At 51.8% G+C, this 16,257-nt stretch carries 16 protein-coding genes; 8 read left to right on the top strand and 8 right to left on the bottom strand.

Annotated elements, in window-relative coordinates:
• Positions 1-19: 19 nt before the first annotated feature.
• From acpS to DXV75_RS03710, 6 genes are all read right to left on the bottom strand, one after another.
• Positions 20-403 (bottom strand): holo-ACP synthase, encoded by a 384-nt coding sequence (gene acpS / locus DXV75_RS03735; protein ID WP_115592044.1) that lies wholly within the window; start codon positions 401-403, stop codon positions 20-22.
• The gene (pdxJ, locus tag DXV75_RS03730; RefSeq protein ID WP_115592043.1) at positions 403-1,155 is read right to left on the bottom strand and encodes a pyridoxine 5'-phosphate synthase; all 753 of its coding nucleotides are present in this window, start codon (positions 1,153-1,155) and stop codon (positions 403-405) included. Before pdxJ ends, acpS begins: the two co-directional genes overlap by 1 nt.
• A gap of 100 nt (positions 1,156-1,255) precedes the next feature.
• Positions 1,256-1,960: a DNA repair protein RecO gene (gene recO / locus DXV75_RS03725; protein WP_245953101.1), complete on the bottom strand. Its 705-nt coding sequence runs from the start codon at positions 1,958-1,960 to the stop codon at positions 1,256-1,258.
• A 24-nt stretch (positions 1,961-1,984) separates the two neighbouring features.
• Positions 1,985-2,257 (bottom strand): hypothetical protein, encoded by a 273-nt coding sequence (locus DXV75_RS03720; RefSeq protein WP_115592042.1) that lies wholly within the window; start codon positions 2,255-2,257, stop codon positions 1,985-1,987.
• Positions 2,257-3,975: a single-stranded-DNA-specific exonuclease RecJ gene (gene recJ / locus DXV75_RS03715; RefSeq protein WP_115592041.1), complete on the bottom strand. Its 1,719-nt coding sequence runs from the start codon at positions 3,973-3,975 to the stop codon at positions 2,257-2,259. Before recJ ends, DXV75_RS03720 begins: the two co-directional genes overlap by 1 nt.
• 90 nt (positions 3,976-4,065) lie before the next feature.
• Positions 4,066-4,767 carry a thioredoxin fold domain-containing protein gene (locus DXV75_RS03710; RefSeq protein ID WP_115592040.1) on the bottom strand — a complete coding sequence of 234 codons (702 nt, stop codon included), beginning with the start codon at positions 4,765-4,767 and terminating at the stop codon, positions 4,066-4,068.
• Positions 4,768-4,826: 59 nt separating this feature from the next.
• Between DXV75_RS03710 and DXV75_RS17095 the strand changes: the two genes are divergently transcribed.
• Positions 4,827-4,970 carry a hypothetical protein gene (locus DXV75_RS17095; RefSeq protein WP_181898342.1) on the top strand — a complete coding sequence of 48 codons (144 nt, stop codon included), beginning with the start codon at positions 4,827-4,829 and terminating at the stop codon, positions 4,968-4,970.
• On the opposite strand, the gene xerD is transcribed toward DXV75_RS17095, so the two are convergent.
• Both xerD and djlA read right to left on the bottom strand, forming a co-directional pair.
• Positions 4,946-5,866 carry a site-specific tyrosine recombinase XerD gene (gene xerD / locus DXV75_RS03705; protein WP_281268904.1) on the bottom strand — a complete coding sequence of 307 codons (921 nt, stop codon included), beginning with the start codon at positions 5,864-5,866 and terminating at the stop codon, positions 4,946-4,948. The two genes, DXV75_RS17095 and xerD, sit on opposite strands and share 25 nt — an antisense overlap.
• Positions 5,867-6,700, bottom strand: coding sequence for a co-chaperone DjlA (gene djlA, locus DXV75_RS03700; RefSeq protein WP_115592039.1), 834 nt, complete (start codon positions 6,698-6,700; stop codon positions 5,867-5,869).
• A gap of 366 nt (positions 6,701-7,066) precedes the next feature.
• Between djlA and DXV75_RS03695 the strand changes: the two genes are divergently transcribed.
• From DXV75_RS03695 to DXV75_RS03665, 7 genes are all read left to right on the top strand, one after another.
• Positions 7,067-9,403 carry an LPS-assembly protein LptD gene (locus DXV75_RS03695; protein ID WP_115592038.1) on the top strand — a complete coding sequence of 779 codons (2,337 nt, stop codon included), beginning with the start codon at positions 7,067-7,069 and terminating at the stop codon, positions 9,401-9,403.
• A 60-nt stretch (positions 9,404-9,463) separates the two neighbouring features.
• Positions 9,464-10,753 carry a peptidylprolyl isomerase SurA gene (surA, locus tag DXV75_RS03690; protein WP_115592037.1) on the top strand — a complete coding sequence of 430 codons (1,290 nt, stop codon included), beginning with the start codon at positions 9,464-9,466 and terminating at the stop codon, positions 10,751-10,753.
• Positions 10,754-10,764: 11 nt separating this feature from the next.
• Positions 10,765-11,748 carry a 4-hydroxythreonine-4-phosphate dehydrogenase PdxA gene (gene pdxA / locus DXV75_RS03685; protein WP_115592036.1) on the top strand — a complete coding sequence of 328 codons (984 nt, stop codon included), beginning with the start codon at positions 10,765-10,767 and terminating at the stop codon, positions 11,746-11,748.
• Entirely contained in the window at positions 11,745-12,578 is an 834-nt protein-coding gene (gene rsmA, locus DXV75_RS03680) for a 16S rRNA (adenine(1518)-N(6)/adenine(1519)-N(6))-dimethyltransferase RsmA (protein WP_115592035.1), read from the top strand. Before pdxA ends, rsmA begins: the two co-directional genes overlap by 4 nt.
• Positions 12,571-12,945, top strand: a complete 375-nt coding sequence (gene apaG, locus DXV75_RS03675) for a Co2+/Mg2+ efflux protein ApaG (RefSeq protein WP_115592034.1) — start codon at positions 12,571-12,573, stop codon at positions 12,943-12,945. The genes rsmA and apaG overlap by 8 nt, the downstream gene beginning before the upstream one ends.
• Positions 12,932-13,765 carry a symmetrical bis(5'-nucleosyl)-tetraphosphatase gene (locus tag DXV75_RS03670; protein ID WP_115592033.1) on the top strand — a complete coding sequence of 278 codons (834 nt, stop codon included), beginning with the start codon at positions 12,932-12,934 and terminating at the stop codon, positions 13,763-13,765. Before apaG ends, DXV75_RS03670 begins: the two co-directional genes overlap by 14 nt.
• A 371-nt stretch (positions 13,766-14,136) precedes the next feature.
• Entirely contained in the window at positions 14,137-16,161 is a 2,025-nt protein-coding gene (locus DXV75_RS03665; RefSeq protein WP_115592032.1) for a HAMP domain-containing methyl-accepting chemotaxis protein, read from the top strand.
• The last annotated feature ends 96 nt before the right edge of the window (positions 16,162-16,257 follow it).

Genomic DNA, 16,257 nt, shown 5'->3' with positions numbered 1-16,257 from the left:
GCTGACCACGGCCTTATTATTAACCTCTTGATTCCAGCACCACAGTCGCAACCGCGTAGTGCTGCTCGTCAGAAATGCTCACCAGAGCATGGTTGATTCCCCGGGCCTCACACAAATGCAGAAAGCCATCACTAAAAGTGAGAGAGGGGGCACCTAGTTCGTTATTCGAAACAGTGATATGTTGCCAGCTGATGCCACGGCCAATCCCTGTTCCCAGCGCTTTTACTGCTGCCTCTTTGGCAGCGAAACGCTTGGCAAGGTAACGGGCGGGATCAGTGTGCTGATGAAAAATTTCCAGTTCGAAAGGCGTCAAAACCCGTTCCGCCAGCCTGGGGGTGCGTGCCAGATTTTGCTCAACCCGGGCAATTTCGACAATATCGGTTCCCAGCCCTACAATTGCCACTAACGCACTCCAGCCGAAGTCGCCAGCCGAGCTTCCTGCATCAGGGCACGCATGTCAGCGACTGCAGTATGCAGCCCGTCAAATACGGCGCGGCCGATAATCGCATGCCCAATATTCAGTTCAACAATTTGCGGTATGGCCGCCACAGGCTTCACATTGTGATACGTCAACCCGTGCCCGGCATTCACTTTAATACCATGACGGTGCGCATACTCAATGCCTGCAATCAGCTTGTTAAGTTCCTGCTGTTGCTCGTGCTCATTGCCGGCTTCAGCATACTGGCCAGTGTGTATTTCAATGTAGGGCGCATTACACGCCAGTGCTGCATCTATCTGCTTGTCATCAGCATCGATAAACAGGGATACCTGAATGCCATTGTCAGCCAGCCTGGCACAGGCATCTTTGATAATTTTGAGATTTCCGGCTACGTCCAAACCACCTTCGGTGGTGAGCTCCTGGCGCTTTTCCGGTACCAGACAACAAAACGCCGGTTTCACCTTTTGTGCAATCGCGAGCATTTCATCGGTTACCGCCATTTCGAGGTTCAGCCGCGTATTAATGGTTTGGGCCAGCAACTGCACGTCACGGTCCTTTATGTGTCGACGATCTTCGCGCAGATGCACCGTTATACCGTCAGCTCCGGCCCGTTCGGCAATGTCGGCAGCATGCACAGGATCGGGGTAGCGCGTCCCCCGTGCGTTTCTTAATGTGGCAATGTGATCAATATTGACGCCTAACAAAATGTCTTTCATGGCTTTACGTTAACAATGACAACCTGTCACCAAGTGTAACAAATATATTCGAACGGGGTGACAACAAATACCTGCACGTACACATCATCCCGCAATGCAATCAACGACGGCCAGCCAAAAATAAATCACGGCTTTTCAGCGGCTTGTTACCTAAAAGCGGTTGTAACGCCGCGCGATTGATACTTTTGGCCGCACGCTTGCTCGCGGGGTTCCAGTGCCCCGCACTGAGATCAAGCAGCGCACTTCCGGGAATGCGATCGGGGCGCCTCGATTCTGTTGATGGCAGCACCCCAAATTCGGCAGAAAAGTGATAGTACCGCTGTGGCTCAACCGGCAGGCCACTTTCACCTTCGAATGACAGTTCGGCCATCACTCCCATTTCCTGCAGCAATTCAAATTCAAAGCGCCTGAGAATCACCTCAATATCATCGCTATCCCTCAGTTCATCAAGTGTCTGGCGGTAAAATGCAAACAGCGATTCACAGGCAAGCCCTACGGGAAGCACTCTGTTGAGTAATTCATTAAGATACATTCCGCAAAATAATTCAGTTCCCCTCAGAGGGATTTGAGGCCCGTCAGCGTCAATATGCGTAAGATTCTTAAGTTCACTTTTGCCGGTTAGCTGAACATTCACCGGTTGAAAGGGTTGCAGCAGACTTTTTCGCTCTGATTTACTGTTGCGTACACCTTTGGCCACGACCGTGACCTTGCCTTGCTGAGCGGTAAACACATCAACCAGGTAACTGGTTTCCCGGTAAGCCCGCCTATGCAGCACAAACGCTTGTAGCCAGCTATTTACCACCATCGACAATTCCTGCAACAAGTGGAATCAGGCACGTTTTATTCTGACCACTTTCATAGATTCAAATTCAATACCTGCCACCTCTTCAGTCTGGCGGTAGTAGGTGAGATTCACCCGGGCACCAATCAGGCTGCGGTAAGGTTTCTGGCGGCGAAACACGAAAGGCACATCCAGTCCTTCCAGCATCAGGGTGTGTCGTACCCATTCCCCGTCCGGCCTTTGCACATGGGAGGATACCTTGCGGGATTCAAGATGATTTAACGACGGATGCCTATTGAGTAAGTCCTGCGCCGAAGCCATTACAATGCCTCGAGATGATTGACCAGAAGCTGCACACTTTCCTGGCCACGAAACACATTCACATCCAGTTGATATACAACCTGAATGCGATTCACATTGGGGTTAGGCCATTGTTTTACATCAGTATTGAACGCAATGGCATCAACCTCATTGCCATGATACCCCAGTACCATTTTAAGATGTTTCTGCCCCACGAGTCTCTGACTGAGCAAATCAAACTCGCCGTCAAACACAGGAACTTCAAAACCCTGCCCGAACGGCCCGGCGAGCCGAAGCTGATGTGCCAGCGACAAATCCAGTTCATGGCTGTCGAGTTCACCATCGGTGACAATGTCTTGCTGTTTTTCAGTGCCCGCCAGCAATCGCTCTACCACCTGAACAAATGCCTGTTCAAACACCGGGATCTTGTCCGTATCCAGACTCAGCCCGGCTGCCATGGCATGGCCACCAAATTTGTCTATCAGCCCCGGATGTTTCGAATTAACTTCCTCCAGCACATCGCGAATATGCAAATTAGGTACAGAGCGGGCCGATCCTTTAACCTTTCGCTCGTCCTGCTGGGCAAAAGCTATGGTGGGCCGTTGATATTTATCCTTAATGCGTCCTGCTACAATTCCGATAACACCCTGGTGAAAATCCGGCTGATACAGAACCAGTCCTGCAGGGAGAGCTTCGTTATCCAGCCCCAGCCCATCGAGCAGAGACTCGGCCTGTTCTTTCATGTCTGTCTCGATAGCCCGTCGCTGCAGGTTGAGGCTGTCCAGTTCCGCTGCCATCAGACGGGCCTGCATGTTGTCGTCACTAATCAGGCATTCGATGCCCAGAGCCATGTCCTCCAGACGTCCAGCTGCATTCAGACGAGGCCCCACAACAAACCCCAGGTCGGTGGCACTCAGGTAGGCTAGCTGGCGATTCGCCACTTCCACCAGCGCTTTTAGCCCAGGGCGACACTTTCCACTGCGAATACGCTGAAGCCCCTGGTGAACAAGAATGCGGTTGTTGTGATCGAGCCTGACCACGTCGGCCACCGTTCCAACCGCGACAATATCCAGTAAACTGGCCAGGTTGGGCATAGGAATACGGGTGGTTTCAAACCAGCCTGTTTTATTCAGCTCGGCGCGGCAGGCAAGCATCAGATAAAATGCAACGCCCACTCCGGCGAGGTTTTTGGAAGGAAATTCACACCCAGGCTGATTCGGGTTAACGATGGCATCGGCATTGGGCAGGCTGGCACCCGGCAAATGGTGATCGGTGACAATAACCTGCATCCCCAGCGCCTTTGCCCGGGCAACACCGGCTAAACAGGCAATACCACTGTCGACAGTGACTATAAGCTGCGCCCCCTGCTGGTGAGCGACTTCAACAATACCTTCGCTGAGCCCATAACCAAAATCAAAACGATTGGGTACCAGGTAATCAAGATTTTTCAGCCCCATCTGGCGTAACGCCAATATGCATACGGCTGTGCTAGTGGCTCCATCAGCGTCAAAATCGCCGACAATTACCAGCTTTTGCTGTTGCCGGATGGTCTGGACCAGTATTTTCGCGGCCTCGTTGATACCTTTCAGGTTTTGGTAATGTGCCAGCCCCTGAGCCTGGTTTTCCACTTCCGCCAGCGTACGAATCTTACGCCCTCGATATACCCGATCCACCACTGGATGCAGGTTCGGGCTTAATGGATGTTCACCGATGTTCCGGCGGGTTATTGGCAATCCCATAGTATTTTTTTGCAGAATTCTAAAAAAACTGCCGCTTAAAACAGCGGCAGCACAGAAAAAGTAAACTCGACATTAGTGGCTTTGTACAACTCAGCCAGCCTGTTCAAGGGCATTCAATACAGCTGCTGCTGGCTGGTAACCCGGGATCATGCTGCCGTCAGGCAGAATAATATTGGGAGTACCGGTGACACCAACCTGCTGCCCGAACATATATTGTTCAGCTACCTTGTTGGCACAACTGGCATTTGCGATTTGGTCGCCGGATTTGGCGTCCGTCATAGCCTTCTGAGGATTCTTTGCACACCAGACAGACACCATTTCATCATAGGTGGGGCTGTCGACACCGGCGCGTGGAAAAGCCAGGTATTTTACGGTAATACCATTGGCATTAAACTGGCCGATTTCGTTGTGCAGGCGCTGGCAATAACCACAACTGATGTCTGTAAACACAGTTATCACGTACTTTTCATCTTTTGCTTTGAATTCAATTGCAGAGTCCGAAAAAGCCTTAATGCCATCACGTCGCATTTGTGACAGCGCCACTTCGGTTTCATTGCGCATACCAGCATCCAGATTAAAGATACGTGCCTGCAACAGATACTGCCCACTACGGGAAGCATAAAAAAGCCCCCGGTCCGTGGTTACCTGAATCAGCCCATCCACCGGCGCATCCGCCACACTCAGCACATTCAGGCCAAGTGTTGATTCCAGCCGTGTCTTTACATCCAGTTCCTGCGCCAGCACTGCGCTCTGCCCCACCATGGCCAGCACTGCAAACAATGCTTGTTTCATCAATTTAGTCACTCAATACTCCTTCCCAAAACCCTGCCGATACCAAACCAGCAAAGTGGGTGAAAAATTCTTTGAACCCCATGGTAACACACCCTTTGCCCGGTGATGAACTCGATTACCGACAAAGCAAGGGCATTCACCGCGATACCCGGTTATACAACCCTGCACTCGGTTTTGGCTACCCTCTGGGGTGGTGCGAATGAATCAGATTCTGTAAACGCTCCGTCGCCACATGAGTATAGATTTGGGTAGTAGAAAGATCACTGTGGCCCAAAAGCATCTGCACTACCCGAAGGTCTGCACCGTGGTTCAGCAAGTGGGTAGCAAAGGCATGCCGAAGTGTGTGGGGAGACAAATGCTGCTGAATCCCCGCCCGCCCGGCGTAAAGCTTGATGCGGTGCCAGAAAGTCTGCCGGGTCATCTGACCGCCTCTCAGGCTGACAAACAGCACGTCTGTGGCGTGGCGAACCAGTTCTGCCCGCGCAGTTTTTATATAGGTCAGAATCCATGCCACTGCGTCTTCTCCCAAAGGTACAAGTCTTTCCTTGTTGCCTTTACCGGTTACCCTGACGACACCTTGCTGTACGCTGACCTGATCCATTCGCAAACCAATCAGTTCACTCACTCGCAATCCGGTGGCATAAAGAACTTCCAGCATGCAACGGTCTCGGCACTCTACCGCAATTCCCGGATCCGGTGCATCAAGTAAGTCTTCGACCTGCTTTTCCGAAATGGTTGCCGGCAGGTTTTGCGGAATTTTAGGATTAACCAGCTGGGTAACCGGATTATCAGGCCGCTGATGCTGACCCACCTGATAGATAAAGTAAGCCCGCATTGCGCTCATGGCCCGTTGCCGGCTGCGTGCTGACAATCCCTGTTCCTTTCGGCACAACAAGTAGTCTTCAATCAGTTCCTGAGTGATCAGCGACACATCATTAAGCCCTTGTGCCTGGGCGAACAATGCGAGTTTGGTCAAATCCGTGCGGTAACTATGTTGGGTGTGCTCACTGAGTCCTTTTTCCAGCCAAAGCATGTCAATAAACTGATCGATGGAGAGCTGATTACACTCATTCAGCACAGGGGAATTATCCGAGACCACTCAGAATCCCCGCTTTGATTTAATCAGTTCGTACGCAGCCTGAATATCCTGGGCTTTCGCTTTGGCCAGCTCCATAGCCTGTTCAGGAAGCCCCTTGGACACCAGTTTGTCCGGGTGATGTTCGGCCATTCGTTTGCGATACGCCTTTTTAATGGCCCTGTCATCGTCCTGGGCGCTCACACCGAGGATACGGTATGCATCGCTCAACGATTGCTGTTCAGAATAATTGCTGCGTTGTTGATGGCTACTCTGCTGGCCACGCTGGCGGAAGCGCAGTTCTGCCTCGAACATGGCAACCAGGTAATCAAGGTCTGCACGTTTAAAACCCAACGGACGGGCGACTTTCTCCAGCACCTTGTATTCCTGTGGAGACAAATGACCATCCGCAAATGCTGCCTGGATAAGAATCTCCAAAAATACCTGCAGAATATCCCTGCGTCCGTGGCAGGCTTCATACAGGCCTTTTAGTGTATCGGAGACCGGATAATCCGGCGATTTTCCCTCACGAAACGCCTGCTGGGCTTCCCGCCTCGCATCCCCGCGCAGCTGCATGTCGTCCATAAGAGCTGTGGCAACTTGGATTTCACGCTCGGTGACCTGTCCGTCAGCCTTGGCAAGATGCCCCAGCGCCGCAAACAGACTGTGGAAAAATACCGCCTGTTGACGAAGGCTGCCCTGGTCAGTGAAAAAACGCCCGAAGCCCCCAAGCTGGCTGAAGTCCTGCCCGTAGGCCTTGTCAAAAAAATGCCCCACAATCAGGCCAAGGATGGCGCCCGGTATGCGCAAAAACATAAAACCGAAGATAAATCCGAGGACCTTTCCCCAAATCGGCATGCCACTGTTCTCCTCTGACATCAATTCCGTTAGCCGGTACGACAATAATACACGCGCACTATGGTGGTGCCGAACTCTCATAAACCAAGCTTCATCTGAGTTCACTATAACGAATCGGACACATTTATGACAATGACCACAAAGAGCATACACTGCGTTCAGACACTGGAGTCAGAAGGTTAATCTGACATCACCCGAACGTGGAGCGGCATTTTTTTCACTCAGCAGTTGGTAAATGCGGCATAAGTGCTTAGAATTACGGCTTTGTTGTAACCAAGCTGCCCGAAGTGGCAGTGGAAAAGCAGCTGTGGACAGATGAAATCATCGTGGACAGGTGCAAAAAACTCACAGGTCATCCACCTTCGCATGAAAACAACCCGTGCCAACCGTCTGGTGAACCACACCGAACCTTCTGGGGTTTACGGTGCAGGATCCCTATGGCGTTCTGTTGGGAAGAGCCCGGTAGTTTTGGCAGCAGCCGCGGGTGTTGTGATCGCATTGACGCACCTTTCAAGCTGGGCCCAGCAAGAACGCTCTGAGCCAGATGGCGGGATACAACTGTGCGAAAGTGCCCCCATCACATTTTCCAGCGAGTCCCTCATGCCCGAAGGGCACATTAAAGTGCAGGCCGAACGCACTGAAATCATCAATAAACAGTTGGCACTGTTCTCCGGCAACGTCGACATTACGTCCAGTCAGGCCATCATACATGCTCAGAATGCTCAAATTGACCAACTGGGTGGCCAGTTACAGGCCGAGGGTAACGTAACCTATCAGGACCCGCAGATGCAGGTGAAAAGTGACCGCATTTCACTGGAATCTGCAGACCAGCGACTACAGATGGTTAACACGGACTATCAATTGATGGGCTTTAATGGCCACGGTGCAGCGGAAGAAATTCTGCTCGATGCAGAATCTGGCCTGAGCCTGAGCGACGTCAGTTTTACCACCTGCCCGCTGGGTGGTGAAGACTGGAAAATACAGGCTTCTGAAATCAGCATCCGGAAAGGAACCTACTGGGGGCAGGCCCGCAATACCCGTTTTTATCTCGGCGGAGTACCAGTATTTTACCTGCCATATTTTGCGTTTCCGGTTAGTAATCAGCGCCAGACCGGCCTGCTGTTTCCGGAGATAACCAGTTCCAGCAGTACGGGCCTTGATTACACGCAACCATTTTATTGGAATATTGCACCCAATTACGACATGACACTGTCCCCCAGGCTAATGACCAACCGGGGCATTCAGCTTAAAACGGAATTCCGCTATCTGAGCGAGTCCGGCAGCAGCCAGATTAACCTCGAATACCTGCCCAACGACCAGGATTTGAACGCCAACGTTGATCGCTATTTTTACCGCGTTTACCATCGCGGCCAAATCAATCAAAACTGGTTGTTCGGCGTGGATGTCAACGGCATAAGCGACGATAACTATATTGTCGATCTTGGCTCGGATTTCTATAATCGCGCCGACACCCACCTGTACCGTACCGCCGGCATCCATTATTTTTCAGATGACCTGACGTTCAGTTTCCGCGCCCGGGACTTTGATACCATTGGGGATCACCCGGGTACTTATCGCGCCTTGCCGGAAGCCCAGTTGAGTTATGTCAGCGATTTGGGCAGCTGGGTGGAACTCAAACTCGATTCTGAGCTGGCCTACTTTGACACAGCAACGGCCCAGAAACCCACAGCATTGCGCTGGCATTTTGCACCTACCCTGGTCATTCCCTATCGCAAACCCTGGGGAGAGCTCAGTGCTGAAGCGAGTCTGCTGAACACCTATTATCGTCAGGACAACATTGAAGGCACCGAACTGGAAGAGGAAGTAAACCGGACACTGGGCCAGGCCCGGCTGTTTGGCGCACTGTATTTCGAACGGGCACAGAACTGGTTCGGCCGCGACTCCACCTGGACCATGGAACCGAAAATCCAGTATCTTTATACCTCCTACGAAGACCAAAGTAACATTGGCTTGTACGACTCCACCCCGCTTCGCACAGACGTGGAAGGGCTGTTTCGCGGACGCGAATTCACCGGCCTAGATCGCATCAGTGACAACAACCAGCTTACCTTTGGTCTGACAACACGGATGATAGACGATGCCAACCGGGAACAATTCGTACTGAGCCTGGGTCAGATATTCTACCTTGATGATAATCGCGTTACCGCGACCAGAGAGGGCGAGCAGTCAAACCGCTCGGCGCTGGCCGCAGAGCTGGACTGGCGGGTCAGCCATCGCTGGTATGCCCACTCTGACGTGCAAATAACCACCGATACCGATAAGGTTGAGCGCAGCAGTTTGTCGCTGGAGTATCGCCTCGAAGCACAGAAGCTTGTTCAGCTTACTCACAGGTACGTTCGTAACCTGTCTGGTGAAACCATCGATCAGGTAGGACTGTCGGCCAGTTGGCCCATCAGTGAAAACTGGCTTTGGGTGGGTCGTACCTACCGGGATCGGGAGCGCAACAGAAGTATCGAAAATTACGTAGGACTGCAGTACGAATCCTGCTGCTGGGCGATACGGGTTGTCGCACAGCGACATCTGAGCAACCGCTACGACACAGGTGGCGACCAGTCTACCAATGAGTTCGATACGGGTATTTCACTGCAATTCATCTTCAAGGGAATGGGGTCTCGCAGTAGTAATCGTGCCATGCTCGAAGATGGCATGTTTGGCTACCGACAGCCTTATAGTTTAAATTAAGATTCCGCTGCGGTCCTGCCAGACCGCTCGCGTTAAATAAACCAACAAGAAAGAGTAAATATGAAGTTCTTCATTCGGGTAATTTGTTTAAGTGCGCTGCTGTTATTGAACAGTTGGGCACAGGAAGTGTCCCTTGACCGGGTATCGGTCATCGTCAATCAGGGCGTCATACTGGAAAGTGAAATTCAGTCGCTGATCGAAGAAGTGAAACTCAATGCCCAGGCCAATGACCAGGCACTCCCCTCTGACCGGGCACTGAGAACGCAGGCGATTGAGCGCCTGATCATCAAGAGCCTGCAAATGCAGATGGCTGACCGGATGGGCATTCGCATCAGCGACCCACAATTGGAACAAACCATTGCCAATATCGCTGCAAGCCAGGGGGCTGATGTAGCGGAACTGCGCCGCCAGTTGCAGCGCGACGGCATCAGTTACGACGACTATCGCGAAAAAGTACGTGAAGAGTTAATCGTAGGTGAAGTTCGCCGCGCCAATGTACGACGCCGTATCTACATCACCGAACAGGAAGTAAGTACATTAATGAAACTCATCGACCAGCAGGGCGCCGAACAGGCAGAATACCGTCTGGGTCACATTCTGATCGGTTTCCCCCCTGAACCCAGCGATGAAGACATTAGTGACGCCCGCGATCGTGCGGACAAAGTTATCGAACTGCTACAAACCGGTTCGGATTTTGCCAAAATAGCCATTGCCTCTTCCTCAGGCTCCGAGGCACTGGAAGGCGGCGATATGGGATGGACCAACATCAACTCCATGCCCACCCTGTTTGCTGAAGCGGTCCAGGGTAAGCAGAAGGGCGAACTAATCGGCCCCATCCGCAGCGGCGCTGGCTTCCATATTCTTCAAATCAGCGACACCCGTGGTATCGAAACGGTTACGGTTGAAGAAGTGAATGCGCGGCATATTCTCATCAAGCCTTCTATCATCCTCAGTGAAGAAAAAGCCAAATCCATGCTGAATGAGTTCAGACAACAGGTAATGGACGGCGAAGCCGATTTTGCCGAACTGGCCAAAGAGCATTCTGAAGATCCGGGTTCCGCACTTCGTGGCGGGGAACTGGGTTGGGCCGATCCGGAAATGTACGTACCGGCGTTTAAGGATGCCCTGGCAGCAATGGAACCCGGTGAATACAGTGAGCCGGTCCGGTCTGTACACGGATGGCATTTGATCCAACTCATTGAACGTCGCTTTGACGACGCCACGGAGAAACGCAAGGAAGACAAAGCCTATCAGCTCATTTACAATCGTAAATTCTCCGAAGAAACCGAAGCCTGGCTACGAGAAATGCGCGATACCGCGTATATCGAAGTAATGGATCAGGCCAGCTGACAGGGAATTTCATGAAACCGCTGAAAATCGCTGTAACGCCGGGCGAACCCGCAGGGATAGGCCCGGACATCATTCTTGAGCTTGCTCAGACCCATTGGAATGAGCAGATAGTTGTGTTTGCTGACCAGGGTATGCTGGAAGCCCGTGCCCGCCTGTTGGGCCTCAACATTTCCCTGCTGCCGTTTGACAAAAACAACCCCCGCGTTCAGGCTCCCGGAGAACTTTATATACAGCAAATCGACTTGGCTGAAGAAGTTACGCCCGGCAAGCTCAGCAGCGAAAACGGGCGCTATGTTGTGGAAACCCTGCGTCAGTCCTGTGCTGCAAATATGAACGGCGATTTTGATGCCGTCGTTACCGGCCCGGTACACAAAGGCATTATTAATAAATCCGGTGTGTCCTTCAGTGGCCACACGGAATTTTTTGCGCTGGAATCAGGTACCTCCGACGTGGTTATGCTGTTGTCGACCGAGGGGCTCAATGTGGCTCTGGCCACCACGCACATTCCGCTCGCATACGTGTCCAAAGCCATCACCCGGGAACGTCTGCATAAGGTGATCCGGATCATTGACCAGGATCTCAGGTCCAAGTTTGCCATCGCCGAACCGCATATTTTTGTATGTGGCCTAAACCCACATGCCGGTGAAGGCGGTCACATTGGTAAAGAAGAAATTCTCACCATGATCCCGGCCCTGGACGAACTGCGGGCCGAAGGCATCAGAATTACCGGGCCACTGCCTGCCGACACCATATTTCAGCCCAAATACCTCGATGAGGCGGATGTGGTGCTGGCGATGTACCACGATCAGGGCTTACCAGTACTAAAATACAAGGGGTTTGGCTCGGCAGTTAACATTACCCTTGGATTGCCTTTTATTCGCACATCCGTCGACCACGGAACCGCTACGGATCTGGCCGGTACCGGGCAGGCCGATGCAGGCAGCTTCCGCAATGCACTGAACAAAGCCATTGAACTGGCGCGGCGTCAATCATGAGCAAAACACATTTGGGCCACACAGCCCGAAAAAGATTCGGGCAAAACTTTTTGCACGACGATTATGTAATCGAAAAGATCGTTAACGCCATTCACCCGCAAAATGGTGAAAACCTGCTGGAAATCGGTCCGGGACTGGGTGCATTAACCGATCCTGTGTGTGAGCGCGTAAACGCGCTGACGGTAGTCGAACTCGACCGGGATTTGGCCAAACGGTTACGGCATCATCCGTTTCACGCAGATAAGCTGACCATCATCGAGCAGGACGCCCTGACACTGGATTTTGCTGCCGTACAGCAGCAATCCCGGTTTCCGGAAAAACCTTTGCGGGTATTTGGTAACCTCCCCTACAACATTTCCACACCGTTGATGTTTCACCTGTTCGACTTCAGCAACGTGATCATGGACATGCACTTCATGTTGCAAAAAGAAGTCGTCAGCCGTCTGGCTGCCGGCCCTGGCAACCGCAACTACGGGCGACTTTCAGTTATGGCGCAGTATTTTTGCGCTGTGATGCCAGTTCTGGAAGTACCACCAGACGCCTTCAAGCCACCGCCTAAAGTGGATTCTGCCGTGGTCAGGCTGGTCCCGCACAAACAGCCACCAGTTCAGGTTGATTCGGTAACCACGCTGGAACGTGTCTGTGCGCAAGCGTTTAACCAACGGCGCAAAACCATTCGCAACAGCCTCAAAGAATGCCTGGATGAAGCGGAACTCGCGTCCCTTGGGCTGGATCCCGGGGCGCGGGCAGAAACCCTGTCGTTGCAGAATTTTGCCGACATTGCCAATCTGGTCAATAAGAAAGAAGGTCTTCCGCCGTCTCATGGCTGAACCGGATATTCTGATCTACGTTGCTACCCGGTATTTGCCCGAGCACGCGCCGGAGCAGCCGGGTAAATACGCCTTTGCCTATCACATCACGATCCAGAATCGCAGTGACGTCACCGTGCAATTGCTCAATCGCTACTGGCTGATCACCGATGCCAATGGAAAAAGCTCAGAAATTCGGGGGGCGGGCGTAGTAGGCAAGCAGCCAATCATTGAACCGGGTGACGAGTTTCAATACACCAGCGGTGCCATTATCGATACCCCCGTGGGCAATATGCAGGGGTACTATGAAATGACCACCGACAACGGGCTCGAATTCCGCGCCCCAATAGACATATTTACCCTGGCAGTACCGAATGTTATCAATTAAGCGTAAATCAAAAGCCCAGACCCTGGTCGTGGGTGACATTCAAGGGTGTTATGACGGGCTAATGCGCCTGTTGGACAAGGCAAAATTCAATCCTGAACGGGACCGGCTCTATGCCGTGGGTGATCTTGTCGCCAGAGGCAGTAATTCACTGAAAACGGTGAATTACCTGATGAAGCTGGGCGATCGATTTTCTTCCGTGCTGGGCAATCATGATTTGCACTTTCTGGCCGTGTGCGAAGGGCTCAAAAAAGCCAAAAAAAGTGACAAGTTAAAAAAGCTGCTGGACAGCCCAATTTTGCCTGAAGCTATTGAATGGTTCCGCAACTTCCCCCTCGCCCAGCAGATTCATCCGGGGTATGTAATGGTACATGCCGGGCTTTACCCCCACTGGTCTACCAAGGAATTGCTGGAACATAGCGAAGAAGTCAGCTCGGTGCTTCGCGGGCCGGATTACCGCCAACTTCTGGAACATATGTACGGCAGCGATCCACATCATTGGTCAGATCACAGCAGCGGCTACTCCCGCCTGAGATTCATCATCAATGCCACTACCCGTATGCGATTTCTGAAAGGCGACAAGGATTTGGAGTTTGCCCATAAAGGCGCACCCGAGTCAGAGAAATTACTGACTCCCTGGTTCGAGATCCCAAACCCAAAACTGCAGAGCCATGAAACCATTTTATTCGGGCATTGGGCGGCACTGGCGGGCGAGACCCACAATTCACAGTTTATCGGGCTGGATACCGGCTATGTGTGGGGGCAACGTATGAGTGCCTACCGTATTGAAGATGCTCGCGTGATCCGGGTAAAGGCGAACTGATCCTACCAATAAATTTCACACCCTCAAGGCCACTCTCACGGTAAAGTTATGGCCATTGCGGCCGATAAAGGTTGGTAGCCATGTTGAAAATACACTTTTATCAGCATTGCATCGGGAAACGCATGCGAAACCTGACTTTACCCATCTTTTGCGTGCCCGGATGCTCCCCCAAACTGCTAATCCCAAGGGTTTCAGGGGTCTACTTGGGCTGAGTATGAGCTGTGAGTCAATTTAATGCGTAGCAGGGTCATCGGTTACTCAGGCCACAAACCGCTGCATAAGTGATTTTAAATGATGCACTTATGTAAAATATTTGTCACAATTGCGGTTAGCCGCACGAAGTATAACAATGTAATTGTTCAGGAGTTCCGATGAAAATTACAGTAGCAATGCGTATTATAGGTGGTTTTATAACCATCAGTTTGCTGTTAGTTATAATCAGCATTTCGTCTCTCATCAACCTGAACTCCGTGGGCTCTGCCACCGAAGAGGTCAATACTCTCGCTCTCCCAACCCTGGCCGGGAGCAGTGCACTTAAAGCAAGCTTCCTGAATATGGGCCGCCTTACATTTGAATCTTACATTGAAGAAGATCTTGCCGGCCTGGATCAGAAACAGCGTAGCTTCAATCAGAGTAAACAGAATTTTGAGCAGCAGTATCAGGAACTGGCCAAGGTCGTCAGCGACGAGCCTCAGCTCAGGCAAACCCTGAATAACGCCAAAGGCGCGTATGACGCTTACATCACTAACGTTGAAAAAATGTATTCCAGTCATCGTGCCTATATGAATATGCGCAACGCGATAGATGACAAGCTGGGCGAGGCAGAAGACGGTGCAGATGATGCTGCAACCTATCTACTTGATTTTTCAGATCTGAATGCGGTGAAAAACAACTCAAAACTGTCAGCTGCTGCGAAAATTGGTGGACAGCTGGAAACCTCCCTGCTGTCTCTGCTAACCGTATCCTACGAATACATCAAAACCCAGACACTGCAGCGCTCACAAACCCTGGGGAACGAAGTAGAACTGGTTGTATCCCAGGTTTCCGGAAAACTGTCCGACATGATGCGTGCAGCAGATGGACAGGATTCATCTGGCAGTCTGGAAGAAATCAATGATCTGGTCGGCAACGCATTGAATGCCATCACCGCCAAAGACGGTGTTCTTCAACTCCACGTTGATCGCCTTGAGCATCGCAATGCCGCCGAAGCAGCCCTGAACCGCTCGGACGACAACATCAGCCAGGCAATCGAGGATCTGGAAAAGCTGCTGGTACTGGCTGACAAGAAAGCCAGCGAGGTAGAGCAACAGGTTTCCTCAAAAGTCAGCATGGGTAATACCATGGTGATTATTGTTGTGTTGATTTCATTAGTGATTGCTGCCGGTATCGGCTACTTTACCGTCATTGCCATCACCCGCCCGCTGAACCGGGTTAATGAACTTCTGAATGTAGCATCTTCAGGGGATCTGACTCAGCGTATGGACGATTCGGCACAAGACGAATTCGGACAGCTCGCACGCAACTGCAACCGTTTGATTGGCAGCCTGAAAAGCTTGATAGCCGGTATCAATAACCGGGCTGAGCAATTGGCAGCCGCTTCCGAGCAAACCTCAACGGTTACCGCACAAACCACCCACTCGATTCAGGATCAGAAATCGCAAATTGCCCAGGTAGCCACTGCAACTACCGAGATGCACTCTACATCTCAGCTGGTTATGAGCAACGCTGAAGACACCCTGAACCAGATCCGCCATGCGGATGCAGAAGCGCAAAACGTGCGTAAGATTTCGGTAGAGAATAAATCCACCATTGAAATACTGGCCCGGGATGTTCAGGAAGCCGCAACAGTTATTAACAAGCTTCACCAGGACAGCGCCAGCATTGGTGGAATTCTGGACGTAATTCGCGGGGTTGCCGACCAGACCAACCTGCTGGCACTCAACGCCGCAATTGAAGCAGCCCGTGCTGGAGAACAGGGGCGTGGTTTTGCCGTTGTTGCCGACGAAGTGCGCACGCTGGCCAGTCGCACCCAGGAGTCCACCCAGGAAATCAATGCGATGATAGAAGTACTGCAGGCCGGCGCTGAGAAAGCCGTTGCGGTAATGAACCAGGGTAAAGAACAAACCGCAGTGTGCGTTGAGCAAACAGAACGCGCGACCCAGGCACTTGATGTTATCTCCGATGCCGTGCACAAAGCTCACGATGTCAGTTCGCAGATTGAACAATCTGCCCGCGAGCAAAACACCGTTTCACAGGAAATCAGCGAAAAGCTCGAAACCATAGTAGGTATTGCCGAAGAAACCTCTGTGGGAGCCCAGCAGACTTCCGATTCAAGCCACGAAGTGGCGCGACTGGCCGAAGAACTCAAACAGTCTATCCGCCAATTCAAAGTCTGAACTGACATTCCCTTCAAAACCCGAAAAGGCAGCTCAAAAGCTGCCTTTTTTGCCTCATAACTTTAGTAAGTTGTCTATGCTTATAGCTGTTCGATT

Source organism: Alteromonas aestuariivivens (assembly GCF_003367475.1).
GTDB lineage: Bacteria > Pseudomonadota > Gammaproteobacteria > Enterobacterales > Alteromonadaceae > Alteromonas > Alteromonas aestuariivivens.
The sequence above is the reverse complement of the archived record's forward strand: the minus strand, read 5'-3'. Positions and strand labels throughout refer to the sequence as shown.

What these genes read in the sequence shown, in the direction of transcription:
- DXV75_RS03710 (WP_115592040.1), bottom strand. Translation starts at nt 4,767, where the DNA reads ATGAAACAAGCATTGTTTGCAGTGCTGGCCATGGTGGGGCAGAGCGCA.
- pdxA (WP_115592036.1), top strand. Translation starts at nt 10,765, where the DNA reads ATGAAACCGCTGAAAATCGCTGTAACGCCGGGCGAACCCGCAGGGATA.
- DXV75_RS03670 (WP_115592033.1), top strand. Translation starts at nt 12,932, where the DNA reads ATGTTATCAATTAAGCGTAAATCAAAAGCCCAGACCCTGGTCGTGGGT.
- surA (WP_115592037.1), top strand. Translation starts at nt 9,464, where the DNA reads ATGAAGTTCTTCATTCGGGTAATTTGTTTAAGTGCGCTGCTGTTATTG.
- recO (WP_245953101.1), bottom strand. Translation starts at nt 1,960, where the DNA reads ATGGTGGTAAATAGCTGGCTACAAGCGTTTGTGCTGCATAGGCGGGCT.
- DXV75_RS03695 (WP_115592038.1), top strand. Translation starts at nt 7,067, where the DNA reads ATGAAAACAACCCGTGCCAACCGTCTGGTGAACCACACCGAACCTTCT.
- rsmA (WP_115592035.1), top strand. Translation starts at nt 11,745, where the DNA reads ATGAGCAAAACACATTTGGGCCACACAGCCCGAAAAAGATTCGGGCAA.
- DXV75_RS03665 (WP_115592032.1), top strand. Translation starts at nt 14,137, where the DNA reads ATGAAAATTACAGTAGCAATGCGTATTATAGGTGGTTTTATAACCATC.
- djlA (WP_115592039.1), bottom strand. Translation starts at nt 6,700, where the DNA reads ATGCCGATTTGGGGAAAGGTCCTCGGATTTATCTTCGGTTTTATGTTT.
- pdxJ (WP_115592043.1), bottom strand. Translation starts at nt 1,155, where the DNA reads ATGAAAGACATTTTGTTAGGCGTCAATATTGATCACATTGCCACATTA.
- recJ (WP_115592041.1), bottom strand. Translation starts at nt 3,975, where the DNA reads ATGGGATTGCCAATAACCCGCCGGAACATCGGTGAACATCCATTAAGC.
- DXV75_RS03720 (WP_115592042.1), bottom strand. Translation starts at nt 2,257, where the DNA reads ATGGCTTCGGCGCAGGACTTACTCAATAGGCATCCGTCGTTAAATCAT.
- apaG (WP_115592034.1), top strand. Translation starts at nt 12,571, where the DNA reads ATGGCTGAACCGGATATTCTGATCTACGTTGCTACCCGGTATTTGCCC.